15 protein-coding genes are annotated in these 20,114 nt (G+C 62.0%); 10 read left to right on the top strand and 5 right to left on the bottom strand.

The genetic code is table 11. The features are described from left to right. The first annotated feature begins 3 nt into the window (after window positions 1-3). Both QZ964_RS04090 and QZ964_RS04085 read left to right on the top strand, forming a co-directional pair. The gene (locus QZ964_RS04090) at window positions 4-894 is read left to right on the top strand and encodes a choline kinase family protein (RefSeq protein WP_292529045.1); all 891 of its coding nucleotides are present in this window, start codon (window positions 4-6) and stop codon (window positions 892-894) included. Continuing rightward, window positions 891-3,338: an FAD-dependent oxidoreductase gene (locus QZ964_RS04085; protein ID WP_292529043.1), complete on the top strand. Its 2,448-nt coding sequence runs from the start codon at window positions 891-893 to the stop codon at window positions 3,336-3,338. Before QZ964_RS04090 ends, QZ964_RS04085 begins: the two co-directional genes overlap by 4 nt. 9 nt (window positions 3,339-3,347) lie before the next feature. On the opposite strand, the gene rocD is transcribed toward QZ964_RS04085, so the two are convergent. Next, on the bottom strand, window positions 3,348-4,592 hold the full coding sequence (rocD, locus tag QZ964_RS04080) for an ornithine--oxo-acid transaminase (protein ID WP_292529128.1): 1,245 nt from the start codon (window positions 4,590-4,592) through the stop codon (window positions 3,348-3,350). Window positions 4,593-4,721: 129 nt separating this feature from the next. On the opposite strand from rocD, the gene QZ964_RS04075 reads away from it, so the two are divergent. The 7 genes from QZ964_RS04075 (at window position 4,722) to QZ964_RS04045 (ending at window position 16,153) form a co-directional block, all read left to right on the top strand. Further along, window positions 4,722-6,260: an aldehyde dehydrogenase family protein gene (locus QZ964_RS04075; RefSeq protein WP_292529040.1), complete on the top strand. Its 1,539-nt coding sequence runs from the start codon at window positions 4,722-4,724 to the stop codon at window positions 6,258-6,260. Window positions 6,261-6,341: 81 nt separating this feature from the next. Further along, window positions 6,342-7,742 (top strand): DUF1338 family protein, encoded by a 1,401-nt coding sequence (locus QZ964_RS04070; protein ID WP_292529038.1) that lies wholly within the window; start codon window positions 6,342-6,344, stop codon window positions 7,740-7,742. Between the two features lie 209 nt (window positions 7,743-7,951). After that, a complete protein-coding gene (locus QZ964_RS04065) occupies window positions 7,952-9,229 on the top strand; it encodes a cystathionine gamma-synthase family protein (protein ID WP_292529126.1) in 1,278 nt (425 codons plus the stop codon). Between the two features lie 27 nt (window positions 9,230-9,256). Next, a complete protein-coding gene (locus QZ964_RS04060) occupies window positions 9,257-9,694 on the top strand; it encodes an STAS domain-containing protein (protein WP_292529036.1) in 438 nt (145 codons plus the stop codon). A 22-nt stretch (window positions 9,695-9,716) separates the two neighbouring features. Further along, a complete protein-coding gene (locus QZ964_RS04055; RefSeq protein WP_292529035.1) occupies window positions 9,717-10,142 on the top strand; it encodes an ATP-binding protein in 426 nt (141 codons plus the stop codon). A 25-nt stretch (window positions 10,143-10,167) separates the two neighbouring features. Further along, entirely contained in the window at window positions 10,168-13,548 is a 3,381-nt protein-coding gene (locus tag QZ964_RS04050) for an NAD-glutamate dehydrogenase domain-containing protein (RefSeq protein ID WP_292529033.1), read from the top strand. 4 nt (window positions 13,549-13,552) lie between these two features. Continuing rightward, on the top strand, window positions 13,553-16,153 hold the full coding sequence (locus tag QZ964_RS04045) for a PAS domain S-box protein (protein ID WP_292529031.1): 2,601 nt from the start codon (window positions 13,553-13,555) through the stop codon (window positions 16,151-16,153). Window positions 16,154-16,642: 489 nt separating this feature from the next. Here QZ964_RS04045 and QZ964_RS04040 read toward each other — a convergent pair whose 3' ends face one another. From QZ964_RS04040 to QZ964_RS04025, 4 genes are all read right to left on the bottom strand, one after another. Then, window positions 16,643-16,840 (bottom strand): hypothetical protein, encoded by a 198-nt coding sequence (locus QZ964_RS04040; protein ID WP_292529029.1) that lies wholly within the window; start codon window positions 16,838-16,840, stop codon window positions 16,643-16,645. Between the two features lie 506 nt (window positions 16,841-17,346). Next, window positions 17,347-17,661: a hypothetical protein gene (locus tag QZ964_RS04035; protein WP_292529026.1), complete on the bottom strand. Its 315-nt coding sequence runs from the start codon at window positions 17,659-17,661 to the stop codon at window positions 17,347-17,349. Window positions 17,662-17,783: 122 nt separating this feature from the next. Next, entirely contained in the window at window positions 17,784-18,263 is a 480-nt protein-coding gene (locus QZ964_RS04030; protein WP_292529023.1) for a ferritin family protein, read from the bottom strand. Between the two features lie 94 nt (window positions 18,264-18,357). Next, on the bottom strand, window positions 18,358-19,263 hold the full coding sequence (locus QZ964_RS04025; protein ID WP_292529022.1) for a ferritin family protein: 906 nt from the start codon (window positions 19,261-19,263) through the stop codon (window positions 18,358-18,360). Between the two features lie 414 nt (window positions 19,264-19,677). Between QZ964_RS04025 and QZ964_RS04020 the strand changes: the two genes are divergently transcribed. Further along, entirely contained in the window at window positions 19,678-20,004 is a 327-nt protein-coding gene (locus tag QZ964_RS04020) for a hypothetical protein (RefSeq protein WP_292529020.1), read from the top strand. Window positions 20,005-20,114: the final 110 nt, after the last annotated feature.

The following is a 20,114-nucleotide window of genomic DNA, read 5'->3' as shown; positions in this document are numbered from 1 at the left end:
CCGATGTCAGCCCATACCGCAGACCCTGAAACTCTGATACGCGCGCTTCCGTTCTGGCGGGGGCCGATCGAGATCGCGCCCTTGCTCGGCGGCATCACCAACAAGAACTACATCGTCACGGACGGCGACCGTCGCGTCGTCGTTCGCCTGGGCGGCGACATTCCCGTTCATGGCGTGATGCGCTTTAACGAATTGGCGGCGAGCAGGGCCGCGGGCGCTGCGGGCGTGTCGCCGCAAGTTCTTTATTCGGCGCCTATGGCTCTGGCGCTCGACTTTATTTCCGGCCGTACTTACGAAGCGCAGGACGTGCGCGCAAATCGTCAGCGCTGCGTCGATCTCGTCAAGCGCGTTCATCGCGAGGTAGCGCGGCATTTGCGCGGGCCGACACTGGCGTTCAACGTCTTTCATGTCATCCGCGACTATGTCCACACGCTCCTTGAGGACCGAAGTCGAATTACGCCGCAATTGCCGCGTTTGCTCGCGGCGAGCGAGGTCCTGGAAAAGGCCGTCGGCCCGATCAATCTCGTTTTCGGCCATAATGATCTCCTCGCCGCCAATTTCATTGATGACGGACGACGCCTCTGGCTCGTCGATTGGGATTATGCCGGCTGGAACACGCCGCTGTTCGATCTTGGCGGGCTCTCATCGAACAATGGCTTCGACGCCGCGGAAGACGACGCGATGCTTGAGGAATATTTCGAAACGGCGCTCACCGATTCGCTGCGCCGGCGGTTCAAAGCGATGCTTTGCGCCTCGCTCTTGCGTGAAGCGCTGTGGAGTTTTGTGTCGGAAAGCCGATCGGCGATCGATTTCGACTATGTCGCTTACTCCGATCAAAATATGAGTCGCTTCGAGGGCGCCTGGGCGGCGTTCCAGCAGATGGAAGCAGCATGACCGACCTTCCGCGAAGCGCACAGATTGTCGTCGTTGGCGGGGGCATCGTCGGCTGCTCGGTCGCCTACCACCTCGCCAAACGCGGCGTCGAAACGCTGCTCATTGAACGCCATCAACTCTCATCGGGTTCGACGTGGCATGCCGCCGGATTGATCGGACAGTTGCGGACCAACGCCAATATCACCAAGCTGCTTGGCTATTCGGTCGAACTTTACGATCGGCTCGAAGCAGAGACAGGCTATGCCACCGGCTGGCGGCGCAATGGCGGCCTGCGCCTCGCCTGCAACGCCGATCGATGGATCGAGGTCAAGCGACAGGCGACTTCTGCGCGAAGTTTCGGCCTCGAAATGCAGCTCCTTGGCGCCAAGGAGGCGCAGGCGCTCTGGCCGCTGATGAATGTCGATGACGTCGTCGGCGCGGCCTTCCTGCCCACTGACGGCCAAGCGAATCCTTCCGATATCACGCAGGCGCTGGCGAAAGGCGCGCGGCTCGCCGGCGCAAGGCTTGTCGAAGGCGTCGCCGTCACGGATTTCATCATCGAGAACCAACGCGTACGCGGGGTCGTCACCAATCGCGGCGCCGTTGCTTGCGAAAAGCTCGTGCTCTGCGCCGGTCTGTGGACGCAGCCGCTCGCCGCGCGCGCCGGCGTCGCCGTTCCGCTCTCCGCGGTTCACCATCAATATATCGTGACCGAAAAAATCGACGGCGTGACTAGCGATTTGCCGACTCTGCGCGATCCGGATCGGCTGACCTACTACAAGGAGGAGGTCGGCGGCCTCGTCATGGGCGGCTATGAACCCAATCCCGTGCCCTGGTCATCGGGCGTCGTTCCCGAGGATTTCGCCTTTCGGCTTCTTGAAGACGACTGGGATCATTTCGAGCCGATCATGAATCTTGCGCTCGGCCGCGTGCCGGCGCTCGCCGGGGCCGGCGTCAAGCAGATGATCAACGGCCTCGAAAGCTTCACGCCCGACGGCAATTGGATGATCGGCGAAGCGCCGGAGGTGCGAAACTTCTTCGTCGGCGCCGGCTTCAACGCCTTCGGCATCGCCTCTGCCGGCGGGGCCGGCATGGCGCTCGCCGAATGGGCGGCCGATGGCGAACAGCCCTTCGATCTCTGGCCGGTCGACATCCGACGTTTCGGCGCGCCGCACAGGGATCCTGCCTGGGTGCGCGTGCGGACGCTCGAAGCCTATGCGCGTCACTACAGCATCGCCTGGCCTTTCGAAGAGTTTACGTCCGGACGACCGCTGCGGCGCTCGCCGCTCTATGACCGGCTCAAGGCGAAAGGCGCGTGCTTCGGCGAGAAAATGGGTTTCGAACGACCGAACTGGTTCGCGAATGTGAGCGTCGGCGAAACGCCGGTGGATCGTTATTCCTTCGGCAGGCCGGGATGGTTCGACGCCGTCGGACGAGAGCATCGCGCCTGCCGGGAGACGGCGGCGCTTTTCGACCAGACGAGCTTCGCCAAAGCGCTTGTGATCGGCAAGGACGCCGAGGCGGCGCTGTCCTGGATCGCCGCGAACGATGTCGCCAAGCGGCCCGGCGCGGTCGCCTATACGCAGTTGCTGAACGCCAAAGGCGGCATTGAATGCGACCTGACGATCACGCGCTTGGCGAAGGATCGCTTCTATGTCGTGACCGGGACAGCCTTCGGCACGCATGACTTCGATTGGATCAGGCGATCGATTCCCGAAGGCATGGACGCAACCCTCGTCGACGTCACCTCGGCGAATTCCGTGCTGGCGTTGATGGGACCGCGCGCCCGCGACATCCTGCAATCCTGCTGCGACGATGATCTTTCGAACGTCGCCTTTCCTTTCATGAGCGCCCGCGAAATTCGTCTGGCGGGCGCGCCGGCGCTGGCGATCCGCGTCACTTATGTGGGCGAACTGGGCTGGGAGCTTCACATCCCTGTCGATTTCGCGGTCTCGGTCTATGACGCGCTCGTCGAGGCGGGCGCGCCATTCGGACTTGTCGACGCCGGCTACCGGGCGATCGAATCCCTTCGTCTGGAGAAGGGCTACCGCGCCTGGGGGTCTGATATCGGTCCCGATCACACGCCGCCGATGGCGGGCCTTGGCTTCGCTGTCAAGATGAAGTCCGGCGCGCCTTTTCAGGGCAGAGAAGCGCTCGTTCAATCCGCCGCCGCGCCCTTGCCGCGCCTGCTCGCCGGTTTCGCCGTCGACGATCCTGACGTCGCGCTATTGGGACGCGAAACCATTTATCGCAATGGCGCGCGCGTCGGCTGGCTGTCGAGCGGCGGCTATGGCTATTCGATCAGCAAGGCGATCGGCTACGGTTACGTTCGTCACCCCGACGGCGTCGATCCGACATTTGTTCTCTCGGGCGACTATCAGCTCGAAATCGCTGGCGAGCGCTGGCCGGCGACCGTTTCTCTTTCGCCGTTCTATGATCCCAAAGGCGAACGCATTCGCGCCTGACCGCGCCGGCTACGCTTCGAGTTGCTGGTCGGCGACTGCCGCCGCGTCGCCGACATCGCGCGGGGCGTCAAATGTCGAGATCGCCGCCTCGACCGCGTCGAGCGCCAGATCGAGGTCTTCTTGAGAGATGACGAAAGGCGGCGCCAGGCGAACGACGGTGCGATGCGTGGCGGTCGTCAGTACGCCCCTGTCGATCAGGCTCTCGCACACTTCTCGCGCGCTCGCATAGCGTGGGTCCAGCTCCACGCCCGCCCATAGGCCGCGTCCACGAATCTCCCTGATCGCCGGCATGCGCATCGCATTCAGCCGTTGCAGCATTCTCGCGCCGAGCGCCTGGCTGCGCTCGACCAGCCGCTCGTCGCGAATGACGCGCAGCGCTTCGAGCCCGACGGCGGCGGCGAGCGTATTGCCGCCGAAGGTCGACCCATGCGAGCCAGGCGTGAACACGTCCATCACTTCGCTCTTGGCGACGAAGGCGGAAACCGGCAGCACGCCGCCGCCAAGCGCCTTTCCGAGCATGACGCCATCGGGGAGGACCTTCTCATGTTCGAAGGCGAACCAGGTTCCGCTGCGCCCCAGCCCGGATTGAACTTCGTCGAGCAGCAGCAAGACGCCGCGCTCGTCGCACAGTCGGCGGAGCCCCGCGAGCCAGCCGTCGGGCGGCACGATGACGCCCGCTTCGCCCTGGATCGGCTCGACGAGAATGGCGGCTGTATTAGGCGTGACGGCGGCTTCGAACGCCGCGAGATCGCCAAAGCGCGCCGCGCGAAACCCCGGCATGAACGGACCGAACCCGTCGCGATATTCGCTCTCCGACGAGAAACTGATGATCGTCGTGGTGCGGCCGTGAAAATTCCCGTCGGCGACGACGATCTCCGGATCGGCGATGCCTTTGACGCGGTGACCCCAGCGCCGGGCCGCCTTGATCGCCGTCTCGACAGCCTCAGCCCCGCTATTCATCGGCAGAGCGGCGTCGAGCCCCGTGACTTTGCACAGTTCGTCGAGAAACGGGCCGAGCCTGTCATCGCAAAAAGCGCGGGAAGGCACGGCCAACCGCTGCGCCTGCTCGGAAAGCGTGGCAAGAATGCGCGGATGTGCGTGACCAAGGCTGACCGCCGAATAGGCGCTCATCATGTCGATGTAGCGCCGGCCTTCCACGTCCCATAGATATGCGCCCTGTCCGCGCGCGAGCATGACGGGCAGCGGATCATAGTTTCTGGCGACGTGCGAGTTCCTAAACGCCGAGCTATCCATATCCGAGAGCTTTTTGCGCGCATCCACATGAGAAAGGCGCCTGCGGACATTTGCGTGATTAAAGCATACATAGGCAGAAGGGATGGGCGGCGCCAGCCGCATAAGTCATGGCCATCATCGGGAGTCGAAATGGAGGCGCGCGTTCTGCATGCCGACGTGGCCGCCGAAACTGCGGCCCTTCTGGAAAAATTTGGAGTCGAATCTGACAGGTTCAGGCGCGGGTCTCTGACCACGCGTTCACCGATCACCGGCGAGATCATCGCGCATGTGGAGAGCGCCGATTTAACGATTGCGCAGCAGACCATCGAGCGCGCCGAGGCTGCGTTTCGGGTCTGGCGTAACGTCCCCGCGCCGCGCCGGGGCGAATTCGTGCGCCTGCTGGGCGAGGAGCTGCGCGCGGCCAAGACAGAGCTCGCGCGCCTCGTCACGATCGAGGCCGGGAAAATTACGACGGAGGGCCTCGGCGAAGTTCAGGAGATGATCGATATCTGCGACTTCGCCGTCGGACTCTCACGTCAACTGCATGGCCTGACCATCGCCACCGAACGCCGCGGCCATCGGATGATGGAGACATGGCATCCGCTGGGCGTCGCCGGCGTCATCACCAGCTTCAACTTTCCCGTCGCCGTCTGGGCCTGGAACGCCGCGCTGGCGCTGGTCTGCGGCAACTCCCTTGTCTGGAAGCCTTCGGAGAAGACACCGCTCGTCGCGCTGGCGACGCAGGCGCTGGTGGAACGCGCCGCCGCGCGTTTCGGCGATGCGCCCGATGGTCTTTCCAACCTGCTCGTCGGCGGGCGCGAGATCGGCGAGGCGCTGGTCGAAGACGCGCGGGTTCGGCTGGTTTCCGCGACAGGTTCGACCGCCATGGGCCGCGCCGTCGCGCCGCGCCTCGCGCGCCGTTTTGCGCGATCGATTCTCGAGCTTGGCGGCAACAACGCCGCGATCGTCTGCGCCTCCGCGCCGCTCGACCTCGCGGTGCGGGCAATCGCCTTCGCGGCGATGGGCACGGCGGGCCAGCGCTGCACGAGCTTGCGCCGCCTGATCGTGCATGAAGACGTTCATGAGGAGCTACTCGACCGATTGCGGCGCGCCTACGCCTCAGTTCCGGTCGGCGATCCCCGCGACGGCGGCTCCCTCGTCGGCCCGCTCATCGACGAGAGCGCCTATGCGGCGATGAGCGCGGCGCTTGACGAAGCGCGCGGCGCCGGGGGCGTCGTTTTCGGCGGGGAACGCCTGCTTGCGGAAAAATATCCCGACGCCTTCTATGTGCGTCCGGCGCTGGTGGACATGCCGGGCCAGACGGAGGTCGTTCGGCGCGAAACATTTGCGCCCATCCTTTATGTGATGAAGTTCGGCAGCCTCGAGGACGCAATTCGACTGAACAATGATGTGGCGCATGGCCTGGCGTCGTCGATCTTCACGGCGCGCCTCGATGAAGCGGAATTTTTCATGGCCGCGAGCGGTTCGGACTGCGGTATCGCCAATGTGAACATCGGCCCGTCCGGCGCCGAAATCGGCGGCGCTTTCGGCGGCGAGAAGGACACCGGCGGCGGCCGCGAAGCGGGGTCCGACTGCTGGAAGGCCTATATGCGCCGCGCCACCAACACGATCAATTATTCGGGCGAGTTGCCGCTGGCTCAGGGCGTCAAATTCGATTTGGGGGCCTAGGTTTCGCGTCGTCGCCCCCGTGATTTTGCGACGCTGACGACTTAAGTTACGAGAAGCAAGAGTCGATCGGTCAGGGCTGAGATGCACGAATCTTCCGCTTCCGCCGACGCCATTCGAGCGATGTTCGCCTCGGCGATCTCGGACATGTATCAGGCCGAAGCGCCGCAGTATCGCGCGATGAAAGCGCTCGTCGCCGAGCTGAATCGGCAGGCGCTCGCCGAGGACTTGCCGCTCAAGCGCCGTCTACGCCAAAGCGGCGAATTCGAGCGACTCGACATCGAGCGCCATGGCGCCATTCGCGTCGGGACGGCCGAAGAATTGTCGATGCTGCTCCGGCTGTTCGCGATCATGGGGATGGCGCCGGTCGGCTATTACGATTTGTCGGTCGCCGGACTTCCCGTGCATTCGACCGCATTCCGGCCGATCGGCGAAGCTGCGATGCGGGCGTGCCCGTTTCGGATCTTCGCCTCGCTTCTCAGACTGGATCTGATCGTTGACGCGAAAGCGCGCGAGATCGCCGCGAAGATTCTCGCGCAGCGTGACATTTTCACGCTGCGCTGTCGGGAGCTGATCGATCTCTTTGAAGTGCGCGGGTTCGACGACGAAGAGGCGCGCGAATTTGTGGTTGAAGCGACAAAGACGTTCCGCTGGAACGGGCTGGCGATAGTCTCGTCCGCCATCTATCAGAAGCTCTATGCGACGCATCCGCTGCTCGCCGACATTGTTTGCTTCAAAGGGCCGCATATCAACCATCTCACCTTGCATGCGCTCGATATCGACGCCGTGCACGCGGCGATGGCGGCAAAAGGCATGAGTCCTAAAGCGATCATCGAAGGGCCGCCGCGTCGCCGCTGTCCCATCCTCCTGCGCCAGACGAGCTTCAAGGCGCGCCCCGAGCCCGTCGAATTCATCGAGGAAGACGGCCGGAGGCGTGGCGCGCATGCCGCGCGCTTCGGCGAGATCGAACAGAGAGGCGCCGCGCTGACCGCAAAGGGACGCGCGCTTTACGACAGGCTTCTCGCCGAGGCTCAGGCCGAGGTTCCGCTCGCGACAGATGGCGCCAATGCGGTTGCCTTCAATGCGGCGCTGACCCGACGCTTTGCGGCGTTCCCCGACGATGATGAGACCTTGAGAGGCGAGAAGCTCGCTTTCTTTCGCTATTCTCCCGAAGCAAGTGCGAAGGCAGTAGACCCGGCGTCCCGTCCGGCGCTGGACGATCTTCTGCAGGCCGGAGCCCTGCGCGCCGAGCCGATCCTTTACGAGGATTTCCTGCCGGTCAGCGCCGCCGGCATTTTTCGCTCGAATCTCGGGGATCAACGCGCGGAAGATTTGATCGAGCGCGCCGACCAACGCGCCTTCGAGGCGGTGCTCGGCGCGCCGGTCGTTGATGAACTCGCGCTCTATGAAGAGGCGGAAACGCGCTCTCTAGCGACAAGCCTCAAGGCGCTTGGCCTCGATCACGCCGCCGAACCTCATCCTTGAAAGGCGGATATTGGCGCGACGGAAACCAGCCGTGACTTAAGGAACGCACCGCGCGGCGGATTTCCAGATGAGCGCAGGTCACGCAACTGCCGAAATCGACGTATCGAAAAAATAAGGCGAACGCTCCGTCTGCGCGAGCAACCGAGGTTTGGCGCGCTATTTGCCGTAGCGGCGCCGCTTGATGAGCAGGCGTCATCAAGGGAATGACCATGGACAGCGCGCGATACCATAAGGCCAGCATCGGCGACCATCTGCTTCAGCCGGAAACGCTGATGTTGAGCTACGGCTACGACCCGGCGTTGTCTGAAGGGTCGGTCAAGCCGCCCGTGTTCCTCACGTCGACCTTCGTGTTTCGCACCGCGGAGGACGGGCGCGACTTCTTCGACTATATGGCCGGCCGTCGCGCGCTGCCCGAGGGCGAAGCGTCCGGCCTCGTCTATTCGCGCTTCAACCATCCCAATCTCGAGATTGTCGAAGATCGTCTGGCGATATACGAACACGCCGAATGCGGTCTCGTCTTTTCCTCCGGCATGTCGGCGATCGTCACGACGATTCTTGCGTTTGCGCGGTCCGGAGAAACGATTCTGCGCAGCCGCCCGCTCTATGGCGGCACCGAAGTTCTCATCGACAAGACCCTGGCGCCGTTCGGCTTGACGGGCGTCGGCTTCACGGACGGGCTTGACGAAGAAAACATCCGCGCCGCGGCCGAACGCGCAATGGACATCGGGCGAATTGCGATGATTTTCATCGAGACGCCGTCCAATCCGATGAACAGCCTCGTCGATATTGCGCTCGTGCGGCGCATCGCCGAAGACATTGCGGCGAAGCAGGGCGCGCGCCCGGTCATATGCTGCGACAATACGCTGCTCGGCCCGGTTTTCCAGTCGCCGCTGCGGCATGGCGCCGATCTGTCGCTCTATTCGCTGACCAAATATGTCGGCGGACACAGCGATCTGATCGGCGGCGCCGTCGTCGGCGCCTGTGCGCATCTCAAGACGATACGCGCGATGCGCAGCGCCATCGGCACGCAACTCGACGCGCATTCCTGCTGGATGCTCGGCCGGTCGCTCGAAACATTGTCGTTGCGCATGAACCGGGCTGCGGAGAACGTGGCGATCGTCGCGAAATTTCTTGCAAGCCATCCCAAGGTGGCCAGCGTTCATTACCCCCCGCTGCTGCCGCCCGATCACCCTCAGCGGATGCTGATGGAGCGTCAGTCGAGTTCGGCCGGCTCCACCTTCTCTTTCGAAGTCACTGGCGGGCAGGCCGAGGCCTTCGCCTTTCTCAATCGGCTGCAGATTTTCAAGCTCGCCGTGAGCCTGGGCGGCGCCGAATCTCTGATCTGTCATCCGGCGACGACTGTGCATTCGGCGCTGACCGAGGAGGCCAGGCGGGAAATCGGCATCACGCCGTCGCTCATTCGGGCTTCGATCGGCATCGAGCACCCGGACGACCTCATTGCCGACCTCACCCAGGCGTTTGGCTGAAAACCGTGAGCTCAAGGCGTCCGAGGAATGAGGAAGCCGGAAGCTTTGCATCAGACCCTGTTAAAATGCGGGGCTCAGACATATGTAATCGGCATATCCGTTCGTGGTCCGAAATCGAGCCGAGACTGGACAATGAGAGCAGCTAAGGAAGTGCGCGACGACCGCACCGTTTTGAGCATCCAGGAAGATCGCATCGACGCGCACAACTCCGGCGAGCTTAAGAATCTGGTCCTGAAAACGCTAGAAGGTGGCGCAAAAAACGTGGTGATCGATCTCGCGAGAGTTCAATTTATCGACAGCTCGGGCTTGGGCGCTCTACTTTCCGGCTACAAAAATGCGAATTTGCGGTCGAGCGGGTTCGCTTTGGCGGGTCTGCAGCCGCGCGTCAGGTCGATGTTCGAGCTGACACGGCTGCATCGAGTTTTCGACATTTATCCAAGCCTGCAACTGGCGCTGAGCGCCTGAATGGGGACGGGCGGTGATCGAAATGTGCGAGACGGCGGTCAATTTGGAAATCGTCGTTCCCAATGAAACGCGATATCTGCGTTTTGTTGGCGCGATCGCTGAACAACTCGCGAAAGAGTTGGACGTCCAGGAGGATAAGCGCGAAACTCTCGCTTTCCATCTCAATCTTGCACTGACCGAAGCCGTCGCCAACGCGATTCAATACAGCACCGCAGTAAGCGCCAAGGACTCCGTTCGGATCTGTCTTTCCGTCAAGGACGCCTATCTTTCCGTGCGCGTCTTTGATCATGGCGGAGGCTTCAATCTTGCCGCCGTGCCGACGCCCGACCTTGACGAACTCGGCGAACGCGGCCGTGGCATATTCTTCATCCGTTCGGTGATGGACTCGGTTCAATATTCCAAGACGGATTCGGGCAATGTGCTCGAAATGCGCAAGAAGATCGCTTAGCCTTCCCGTGTTTGGCCCTCCCGAAATGTCGGCGATCGAGACATTCCGCACCGCAGATTGGGATGCGGCGGTTCGCCGCTTCCTGCATCGCGCCGAACGCCGTGTCGGACATGAACTGCCGGCGGATGCGCTTCGCGCGCTGCCTAAGTCCTATCGGCATCTCGTGCCGGCTGCGCGCGCCGCGCGCGACATAGCGTTGATCGAGATAAACCAAGACAGCGCGCGCGATATTGTCGAACTCCGCCCGCTGGGCGGCGCCGGCGCAGCGAACTATGAGATTCGCCTGATCAGCGGGAAGGAGCGTCCGCTCGACGAACTCCTGCCGGTGCTGCAAAACCTGGGACTGCGCGTCTTAGACCAAATACAATTCAAGCTTAATCTCAGCATGGGGCCGCGCTTCATACGCAGCTTTACGGTTGAGCCCTCGATGCAGATTGGAACGAGCCTCGCGCGCTGTCGTCGGCGATTGTTGCAGGCGCTCGAGGCGGTGCTTTCCGCGGATGTCGAAAGCGACGCCTTGAACGGCCTGATCCTGGCGACTGAGCTCGATTGGCGTCAGATCGATCTCTTTCGCGCTTACTGCAATTACTATCAGCAACTCGGCGTCCGGGTCGGACGCGCCCGCATTTACCATGGACTGTTGCGAAGTCCGGCGGCCGTCGAGCTGTTGTATCGCTATTTTGAAGCGCGGTTCAAACCCGATCACGGGGGACGCGACGCTTTTGAGACCGAGCTTGAACTGCTCACGCCGATCAGGGCTCAACTCGTCGAGGTTCTGGATAAGATCGTCGACAGCAGCGACGATCGCATCTTGCGCGACCTCTTTAATCTCATCGACGCGACGGTGCGCGCCAACTTCTATTTTTCCGGCGATTGGGCGCGCAATTTCATCGCTTTCAAAATCAGCAGTCTTGGCGTGTTCAACATGCCGGCTCCAAAGCCCATGGCTGAGATCTACGTTCATTCGCCCTCGATGGAAGGCATACATCTTCGCGGGGCGAAGGTCGCGCGCGGCGGCATTCGCTGGTCGGACAGGCCAGAAGACTTTCGCAGCGAAATCCTCGCCCTGATGCAGACCCAGATGATCAAGAACGCTCTCATTGTGCCGCAGGGGGCCAAGGGCGGCTTTATTCTGAAACTTCCCTATGAGGAGGCGGCGCAGCGTCAGCGGGCGGGGAAAGAGGCATATTCCCAGTTCTTGCGCGGACTTCTCGATCTGACCGACAATCTGAAGGACTCGAAGATCGTTCGGCCGCCGGATCTCGTCGCATATGACGATCCCGATCCCTACCTCGTCGTCGCCGCTGACAAGGGCACGGCGACCTGGGCCGACGTCGCCAATGACATTTCTCGCTTCTATGGGTTCTGGCTCGGCGACGCCTTCGCCAGCGGCGGCGCGCATGGTTACCACCACAAGCGGTTAGGCATTACCGCGCGCGGCGCGTGGGTCTGTGTCAGGCGGCATTTTCGAGAACTTGGTCGCAACATTGATACAGAGCCGATTACCGTCGTCGGAGTCGGCTCCATGGATGGCGACGTCTTCGGCAACGGGATGTTGCATACGTCAAGCATCCGATTGCTCGGCGCTTTCGACGGCCAGTACATCTTCTTGGACCCGAACCCGGACCCGCTGGCGTCCTTCGCTGAGCGTCGCCGCCTGTTTGAATCGCCACACTCGACATGGCGCGACTATAACCCGGCGCTGCTCTCGCCAGGCGGCGGCGTCTATCGGCGAGAAGCCAAGGATGTCCCTCTAAGCCCTGAGGTGCGGGCCTGGCTCGGCGTGCGGCACAGCGCGACCGACGGCGAAGCGCTTGTTCGTTGGCTTTTGACGGCGCCCGTGGACCTTTTGTGGATGGGCGGAATTGGCACGTATGTCAAAGCGAGTTCGGAGACAAATGAAGGCGTCGGCGATCGTGTCAATGACGGCGCGCGGGTGGATGCCCTGCAGCTTCGCGCCAAAGTCGTCGGAGAGGGCGCGAATCTGGCGTTCACCCAGAGGGCGCGCATCGAATATGCGTTGAAGGGCGGCCGCACCAACACCGACGCCGTCGACAATTCGGCGGGCGTCGATCTTTCCGATCACGAAGTCAATTTGAAGACTTTGCTCCGTGTCCGCCCTGATGAAAACGCGCCGGAACCTGGCGACGCCGACGCGCTTCTTGAATCTCTGACCGAGGAAGTTTGCGCGTCCGTACTGCGGGACAACGACCAACAAAGTCTTTGCCTGTCGTTGGACCATGCGCGTTGTCTGGGTAACCTCGATCCATTTATGGATCTTGCCGGACAACTCGAAAACGCCGGATATATCAATGCGGCTGCGGACGCGTTCCCGACGCGCAAAGATGTCGCTGCGCGCGAGACGAAGGAGTTGACGCGGCCGGAACTCGCCTTGCTGATGGCGAACGCGAAACTGGCGCTGAAGCAGCGGCTGCTTGAAGACGATTCCTTCCTGCAAGGGTCTTGGGCCAACGAGTTTCTGGCGAGCTATTTTCCGGAATATTTGCGGTCTCATTTTCCGGACCGGATCAGAAACCATTCGCTCGCACGGGAGATCGCGGTCACGGCGATATGCAACAGAGTGATCGATCAGACGGGCGTGTGTTTTCTGCTGCTTGGCGAGGGACTGGCGCCGGCGCCGCTCAGCTACGCTGTGAAGCTCTATCTGTCCTTCGATCGAATTTTTGAAGGCGACAGATGGCGCGCGCATTTTCGGTCGCAGGACCGCCTGGACGCCGCGCATGAATATGGCCTGCTCCTTCAGCTCGAAGACGCTTTGTCCTACATGTGCCAGTGGGCGATGCGGCGCGGCTATCGACTGAGCCCGGATGATGAAGAGATCGAACAGTGGCGCGCCGATCTTCACGACTACCGCGCGCGCGTGGGAGCCGCCGAAGCGGCTGGCGGGCTGGGAGAATCCTATTTCGATCGGGTGGGCGATTTTCCTTTCCTTGTCGCGCTCACCCGGGAGTCGGGAGAAGACATGCGCGCGGCCGGCGGCTATTTCGATCGGGCGGCCAATCTCTTCGGACTGCCAAAGCTTACCGCCTTTCTGGAGGAGGTGAAGCCGCGCGACCGCTGGGAACAGCAGTTGCAGGCCGCGCTCGACGCAAGGATGCGGGATGCGGCCGCGCGCATCGCATCGATGCAGTTTCTTACCGGGATCGCCGACCCCCGCGCCTTGTTTCGTAACGTCGGCCTGGAATTCGGGCTCGCCGGCCTTGAGCGGCTGGCCTTCAAACTGGAGTCTTCCCTCTTCACGACGCTCACGCCGATTGCGGCGTTCGTCGCGGAGCTGAACGCGCTCGTCGATGCATGCGACGCCGCCTACCGCAAACGTTCCGGCGCGCGCGCGGAAGGAGAGCGAAGGCGCGGGGGCGCTTCGCCGCAAGCAAGGGCTTCTTAGCGCAATGGAAACGCTGGCCGCCGATCGCGCCATTCTCGACGCCTTCGAAGAGGCGCTTTGCGTTGTTGAGTCTTCAGGCACCCTGCAGTCGATGAATTGCGCCGCCGAACGCTTGACCGGCTATGTCGAGAGCGAGCTGCGCGGCCGATCTTTTTTCTCGCAGCTTGTCGAGCGCAGCGGCGGCGACGGCGAACCATCATGGCCGCCGCATGCTCGCGAGCGGCTGTCCTTGCGCATTCGACGCAAAGATCGAACGCTGATCGAGGTTCGCTGCGAGATCGATCCGCTGGCTAACAACGGCGGCGGCGCCGCGCTGCTTAAACTTCGCCCGATCGACGAAGGACTGAGCGAGCAGGAAGCGCTCGACGACATCACCGAAAAGCTCGAAACGATCTTTGGCGGCATGGCCGACGGCCTCGTGGTGATCAACGAGGCCGGCGATATATTGCTGTTCAGCAAAGGCGCGGAGAAGCTTTTTGGCTATCGCGCTAAAGAAGCGCTCGGCGCGAACGTCAAGCTGTTGATGCCTCCGCCCTATCGAGAGGCGCATGACCGCTATCTCGCCGCCTATCAAAAAACCGGCGTCAAGAAAATCATCGGCGTCGGCCGCGAGGTCGTGGGACGGCGAAAAAACGGCACGACCTTCCCGATGTATCTCTCGATCGGTGAAATCTGGCTTAAGGGAACGCGCTATTTTGTCGGCGTCACCCATGATCTGACCCGGCTCAAACGCGCTGAGGACCGGCTGCTGACGCTTTCCGCCGCCGTCGAGCAAAGTCCGATCGCGGTGATGATCGCCAACAAGGATGGCGAAATCGAATATGTGAACAGCCGCTTCGCGACTCTGACCGGCTACCAGCCGCATGAGCTGATCGGCCAGAACCCGCGCATGCTTCAGTCGAAGCGCACGGAGAGCGACCAATATCGGCGCCTGTGGGAGAGCATTCGCGCCGGCGTCGAGTGGCGCGGACAGATTCAGGACAGACGCAAGGACGGGGAGCTCTACTGGGCGTCCGAAATCATCACGCCGCTGCGCGACGCCGCCGGCGAGATCACCCATTTTCTGGCCATCCAGCAGGACATCACCGAACAGAAGCGCGACAAGGAGGCGCTGTTCGAGAGCGAGCAGCGCTTCCGCCAAGTCGCCGAGATGGCGGGCGACTGGCTGTGGGAGCAGGATCAACACGGCCGCTACACCTATAGCAGCAACGCCGTCGAGGACGTGCTGGGCATGACGCCCGAAGAGGTGATCGGCAAGACCTATCTCGACCTTTTCGCCGGGCCGCCTTCGAGCGGCTCCGCCGCAGCGAGCGCGCAGCCTCCGACCGCTTCGCGCCGGCCGTTCCACCGCATCGTCAACCATTATCGCCATAAGAGCGGCGGCGACATTTATACGGAGTCGACAGGCGCGCCGGTTTTCGACGACGACGGCCGACTCGTCAAATGGCGCGGCGTCGACCATGACATCACCGGGCGCAAGAAGTTCGAGGATGCGCTGCGCGTGCGCAACCGCGCGATCGAAGCCGTCCCGATTGGCATCGCGGTCTGGGATGCGCAGGCGCCCGGCGTTCCCAATGTTTACGTCAATCCGGCGCTGAGCCGGATCACCGGCTTCGCCCGCGAGGAGCTGCTCGGACACAGCATGCATCTGTTGCGCGGGCCGGGGACCGATCCTGCGGCGCTCGAAGAAATTCGCAACGCCATCGCGCATCGACAGAGCTGTCAGGTGACGGTGAAATTCTACCGCAAGGACGGCACGCCGTTCTGGGACGAATTGTTCATCTCGCCAGTCGCCAATGAGGCGGGGCGCATCACCCATTTCGTCAGCGTGCACGCCGACATTACCGAACGGCGCCGGATCGAGGAGAGCCGCCACGAGCTCGAAATCGCCAAGCAAATCCAGCTGTCGCTGCTGCCGAACGCGCCGCTGCGCACGCCGCATATGGAGATCGCGGGAATCTGCGTGCCGGCGATGCATGTCGGCGGCGACTATTTCGACTATTTCGAAAATTCCGGCGTCATCGACATCGTCATCGCCGACGTCTCCGGCCATAGCGTCGGCGCGGCGCTGATCATGACCGAAGTGCGCAGCACCCTGCGCGCCGAGACGCGAAAAGCGACCAACGCCTTGAGCGGCCCGGCGGAGCTTTTGCACGATCTCAACGAACTCTTGCACGAGGACCTGACCGCCGCCGACCTGTTCATCACCATGTTCTATTGCCGATTCCTGCCGCAAACGCGCACGCTGCAATACGCCAACGCCGGGCATAATCCGCCGCTGGTGCTGCGCGCCGAGGGCGCCACATGCGCGCGGCTCGACGCGGAAGGCCTGGTGCTCGGCGTCATGCGCGCCGTCGAGTTCAAGGAGGGGAGCATCGAACTCGCCGCGGGCGACAAGCTGCTGTTCTACACCGATGGAATCACCGAGGCGCAAAACCGTCAGGGCGACTTCTTCGGGCTCGAACGCCTGTCCAACGCGTTCAAGCAGCATCGCAGCCTCTCGCCGGGCGACCTCATCAAGGCCGTGCTCGCCGACGTGCGTGTCTTCCGCGGCGAGGCGCCGGCGTCCGACGACGTCGCCATGGTGGCGGCGGACATGCGCTGAGGAAAAAGCGCGCGCGAACGGGCGCGCAAATGCGCGCGCGAAGATTTCCCGCCGCCGTGAAGCGCGGGGGGCGAGCGGTCCGGGACGCCCCGGCCATCGCTTGGCCGCAGCGCAAAGAAATGTCTTTCGACGCCCGGTTTCTCCCGGACACGGATCGCGTCGTCTCGCCGCCTCCGGGCTGAGGGAGCCGCTCCCCATCGTTCGGGTAACCGACGCCTGCGCCATCCTCGGATATTGTGGTCCGGGCTTTCAAAGCCTGCACATGAGTTTCGGCAAGCCTTGCGGCTTATCGAAGGGCTCATGCGTCTCCGCGCAAAGGAGAGAAGCCCAGACCGGCGACGCGCCGCCGGACCAGGGAACGAGGGTCGTTCGTCCCGCCGGATCCGTCCTTCGCCGGCGCCGCTCGACCCTGAGCCGCGCCCTCGCTTGACGAAAGCGAGCAGAGGATAGGAATTTATTCCAGAGATGTCAAGGACGGCGGGCGGCGGCCTACTTCGAATTTCCGTCGCCCAAATTCCATAGCCGATCCAGCAGGATTTTTAGGTCGGCGTGGCAGCGTTCGATATTCTCTCGAATGACGACTCGATCGTCGTGCGTCAGGGTATCCAGCCGAACGTTAAACCACTCGCGCCGGATCGTCTCTCGCAGCAATTCTATTTCTCGTATCAGTCTCTCCGCGTCAGTCATTGCGCATGCCTATGTTCAGCGATGATTGCCGCTATTGCCGCGTCCTGCGGGGATCTTGCCTGCCTATATAGCGCGGCGAAAAACCGCCGCTTGTCGCTTCCCGCTATAGGTGACGACCATGCCTAGGCGCGTGTTGCCGGACAACGCCGGGCAGCGGCCAATGCGCGCCTAAAGCACACGCTGCAGAACAGCGGCCGCATGCTTCGAGACGGCGCCTTCGGCGCCTCCTCAGCATGAGGGCGCGAGTTGGGATGACGCTCGCCAATGTCATTCCCGACAGGCCGAAGGCCTGATCGGGAATCTCGAAGGACGAGGGTGAGGAAAGATACGAGAAAACGGGCTTCCTCGTCCTTCGAGACGCGTGCTGCCCACGCTCTCAGGATGAATAAGCCCTTCACTCGATCGCTCTGGGGCGATTGCGAAGCTTGCTGGAGAAGCATCTCGCAAATCGGTAATCGGGCGAATTGAATTTTGCAAAGCGACAGCCGCCCGTCGCGACTCACATTCTATCGCTGCGAACCGCCCCGTTTTGATGGCGATGCGCGTTTCGATCGACGTTGACCTTCCGCATAAATTTTCGCCTCGGCGAAATGATTTTCGTGACCCTTCATTTTCATGAATTGCGCGCAATCCGAAAGACAGCTCAGCAGTCGGGAGGACGCCTGAGGACGCGTAATAATTGCTTGAATCAATCTCGCGACAATTTTTTGGTTCGCGATGTCCTCATCAGGCAAAACTTTTCCGGACGCCAGAATATGCGCCGCAATCTGCAAAATGCTCTCTTCCGATATCTCGATATTTTGCTTGGGCGCCTCTGCCACTTATGATCCTACTGTCCGCCCAGGATAGAATCTGCGACGCAAATCTCTATCGGGGGCCTGGCTCATCATTGTGACCCAAAGCCATCGCGCGCGGCCGCGCCGAACCCGTTGCAACGACGCGCTCAAGGATCGACGGTCAGCGTTTTCCCGGCTTTATTCGCTGCAATCCACTTGTTGAGTTCAGCCACATGGCTGCGCTCCTCGGCGACAAACTCCTTGGCCAGCGTCTTGATCTCGGGGTCCGACGTCGTGTCGAGAACGCGTTGGTAATAGTCGAGCCCCGCGGTTTCGGCGTCCAGCGCGATCTCAAGCGCCTGCTCGCGTCCCATGAACGGATCGGCCGCCCAGATGGCCGCCGTCTCCGGGCTCTCCAATCCGGGCCAAACGAAATCATCCGGTTTCATCTTGGGTATGTCGCGAAAGCCGCCGCGGGCGCGCGCTTCCGCCAGATGCAGTCTGGAATACTCCGCCAAGCGACGAAACAGCGCACACACTTCGTGATTGCCGCCCGCCTCCATCGCGTCGGCCAACAGGGCGTAGCGGTTCGCCGCTTCGAGTTCGAGATTGATTGCGTAAGCAAGAAATTCCTCGACCGATTCCATCCCACCCCTCGCTTTGTGATCGAATGCCCGAAGCAAGCGGCGGACGCGACAGCGCCGCCTCCCGCTTCGGGTTGCTATTGTTTGGCGGCGTCGCTCAAGCGTTGGCGCCCGGCGGGTTCTTTATGGTCCATTCTTCGCGCGTGATCCAGGCTTCGAGAATTTTGACGTGCTCGGCCTCTTCCCTGACGAACTCCTTGGCCATCGCTTCAATCTCGGGCGACTTGGTCTTGGCGACCACGGCCCGATAAAATTCATAGCCTCGGCGCTCGCCCTGCAGCGCGGCCTTCAATCCATCCAGCCGCGATAGCGACGGATCGGCGGCCCAGATTTCAGTGCGTTCCGGGGTCGCGTGACTTGGCCACACGTAATCAGGCGGAATGACCTTCGTCAGGTCGATCGATCCGGCGCGCTTCTTGGCCTCGGCGAGATGCAGGCGCGAAAAGCCGGCGAGCTGCCGAAATAGTTTGGCGACTTCTTCGTTGCCGCAACTCTCCATCATGCCCGCGAGTTCGTCGAAATGTATCGCCGCGTCCTCTTCGACCTTCACGGCGTAGCCAAGAAATTCATCCAACGTGGCGATATCAATGCCGCCCGTAAAGCGTTTTGCGGCATGCGTGACATGTTGGCCTTGCGCGGGGAGCGTTTGATCGCCCTCGAACGCGACGAGGATATCCTCGTTGCGGATGAAACATTGGCACGCCAGGCGATAGCGCGGCGGCATGTCGTTGACTTCGGCGGCCTCGATCTCGGCTTTGGTGATCTTGCCGAGCTGGCGCAGCATCTCCTTTTCCTTCTCGGTCAGCGCGATGCCGTATTTGGGATTCCGGCTGAGATGGGTGACCTCGACAAGGCAGGAGCCACACTCGCCATCCTGGCAATCGAATGGAATGGGGATTTTGTGGGCCTTGGCCACCGCCAGGATCGTGCCGCGGTCTCCGGCGATCGCATAGACGGTGACGTCCCGCGCAAGGACGGGCGATGAAAATGTCACATTAGCCACGATATTCGCTCCTTTTGTCTGCTCTCAGACATTGTCCGGCATCGGATGGGCGATCCGGGTCGAACGTAAGCTCTCCGGTGTTTTTCGGAGCGGCAGCTGAGCCCGTTATCTTGCCCGGGACCTTTTGAAAGCAGAACTCTCGCCATGAAATACGGTTCGATCTACGGCGGATTGTCGCACGCCCGATACCGACGCGAATGCAATCGCACGGGATGCGACGATGATAACGACAGCCGCGCATCTCCATGCGTGTGACGCCACGACCCGGGCACCCAGAGCAAATTCGCGAATGAATGCGTTCTGCGGACTGGTTGGCGAGACGGCTTTCAAAGCGAAGGTCTCGCTCCGCCCCTTGACGCGCGCGTTGCGCAGCCAATTTCACACACATGGCCCGGCGCAAGCGAGGGTAAGAAAATGGCGACTTATCGAGTTCGCGAAGTCAAATTCATTGAGAGGGAAGGCGGCCATGTCAAGCTGAAGCCGCTGCGCGAATATGAGCGCGAATCATCCGATGCGGCCAGCGTCATCGCTGAAGTCAGCCGCTTCTTCGAAATGGAGCTCTCCAGTCCCAAGGCGCTCGACGTCGTCGACTTCGACGAGGTGATCATTCTCGACGACAAGGGCGCGGTCATCGCGCGCTTCGGCGTCGCCGATTTTTGGGAGCAGGAGTGGAACGCCGTCGCCGCTAAAGGCGACGCCGCCCATCCGCTGGCGCGCTCGGCTTATACCAACCCGCGTTGATTAGAACCGATAGGCCCATTCGCGCAGCCCGATGGACATTATGCGCCAGGGTTGTTCGACGAGGCTGTTCCACGCATCACAGCAGTGATCGACGATATCATCGTAGGATT

The sequence above is a fragment of the Methylocystis sp. genome, from assembly GCF_021731785.1.
In the GTDB taxonomy this organism is placed as follows: domain Bacteria; phylum Pseudomonadota; class Alphaproteobacteria; order Rhizobiales; family Beijerinckiaceae; genus Methylocystis.
The sequence above is the reverse complement of the archived record's forward strand: the minus strand, read 5'-3'. Positions and strand labels throughout refer to the sequence as shown.

Bases quoted from the DNA above. Each gene is read 5' to 3' on its own strand.
- QZ964_RS04090 (WP_292529045.1), top strand. From the start codon at position 4: ATGTCAGCCCATACCGCAGACCCTGAAACTCTGATACGCGCGCTTCCG.
- QZ964_RS04045 (WP_292529031.1), top strand. From the start codon at position 13,553: ATGGAAACGCTGGCCGCCGATCGCGCCATTCTCGACGCCTTCGAAGAG.
- QZ964_RS04050 (WP_292529033.1), top strand. From the start codon at position 10,168: ATGTCGGCGATCGAGACATTCCGCACCGCAGATTGGGATGCGGCGGTT.
- QZ964_RS04020 (WP_292529020.1), top strand. From the start codon at position 19,678: ATGGCGACTTATCGAGTTCGCGAAGTCAAATTCATTGAGAGGGAAGGC.
- QZ964_RS04085 (WP_292529043.1), top strand. From the start codon at position 891: ATGACCGACCTTCCGCGAAGCGCACAGATTGTCGTCGTTGGCGGGGGC.
- QZ964_RS04070 (WP_292529038.1), top strand. From the start codon at position 6,342: ATGCACGAATCTTCCGCTTCCGCCGACGCCATTCGAGCGATGTTCGCC.
- QZ964_RS04060 (WP_292529036.1), top strand. From the start codon at position 9,257: ATGAGGAAGCCGGAAGCTTTGCATCAGACCCTGTTAAAATGCGGGGCT.
- rocD (WP_292529128.1), bottom strand. From the start codon at position 4,592: ATGGATAGCTCGGCGTTTAGGAACTCGCACGTCGCCAGAAACTATGAT.
- QZ964_RS04075 (WP_292529040.1), top strand. From the start codon at position 4,722: ATGGAGGCGCGCGTTCTGCATGCCGACGTGGCCGCCGAAACTGCGGCC.
- QZ964_RS04055 (WP_292529035.1), top strand. From the start codon at position 9,717: ATGTGCGAGACGGCGGTCAATTTGGAAATCGTCGTTCCCAATGAAACG.
- QZ964_RS04040 (WP_292529029.1), bottom strand. From the start codon at position 16,840: ATGACTGACGCGGAGAGACTGATACGAGAAATAGAATTGCTGCGAGAG.
- QZ964_RS04065 (WP_292529126.1), top strand. From the start codon at position 7,952: ATGGACAGCGCGCGATACCATAAGGCCAGCATCGGCGACCATCTGCTT.
- QZ964_RS04030 (WP_292529023.1), bottom strand. From the start codon at position 18,263: ATGGAATCGGTCGAGGAATTTCTTGCTTACGCAATCAATCTCGAACTC.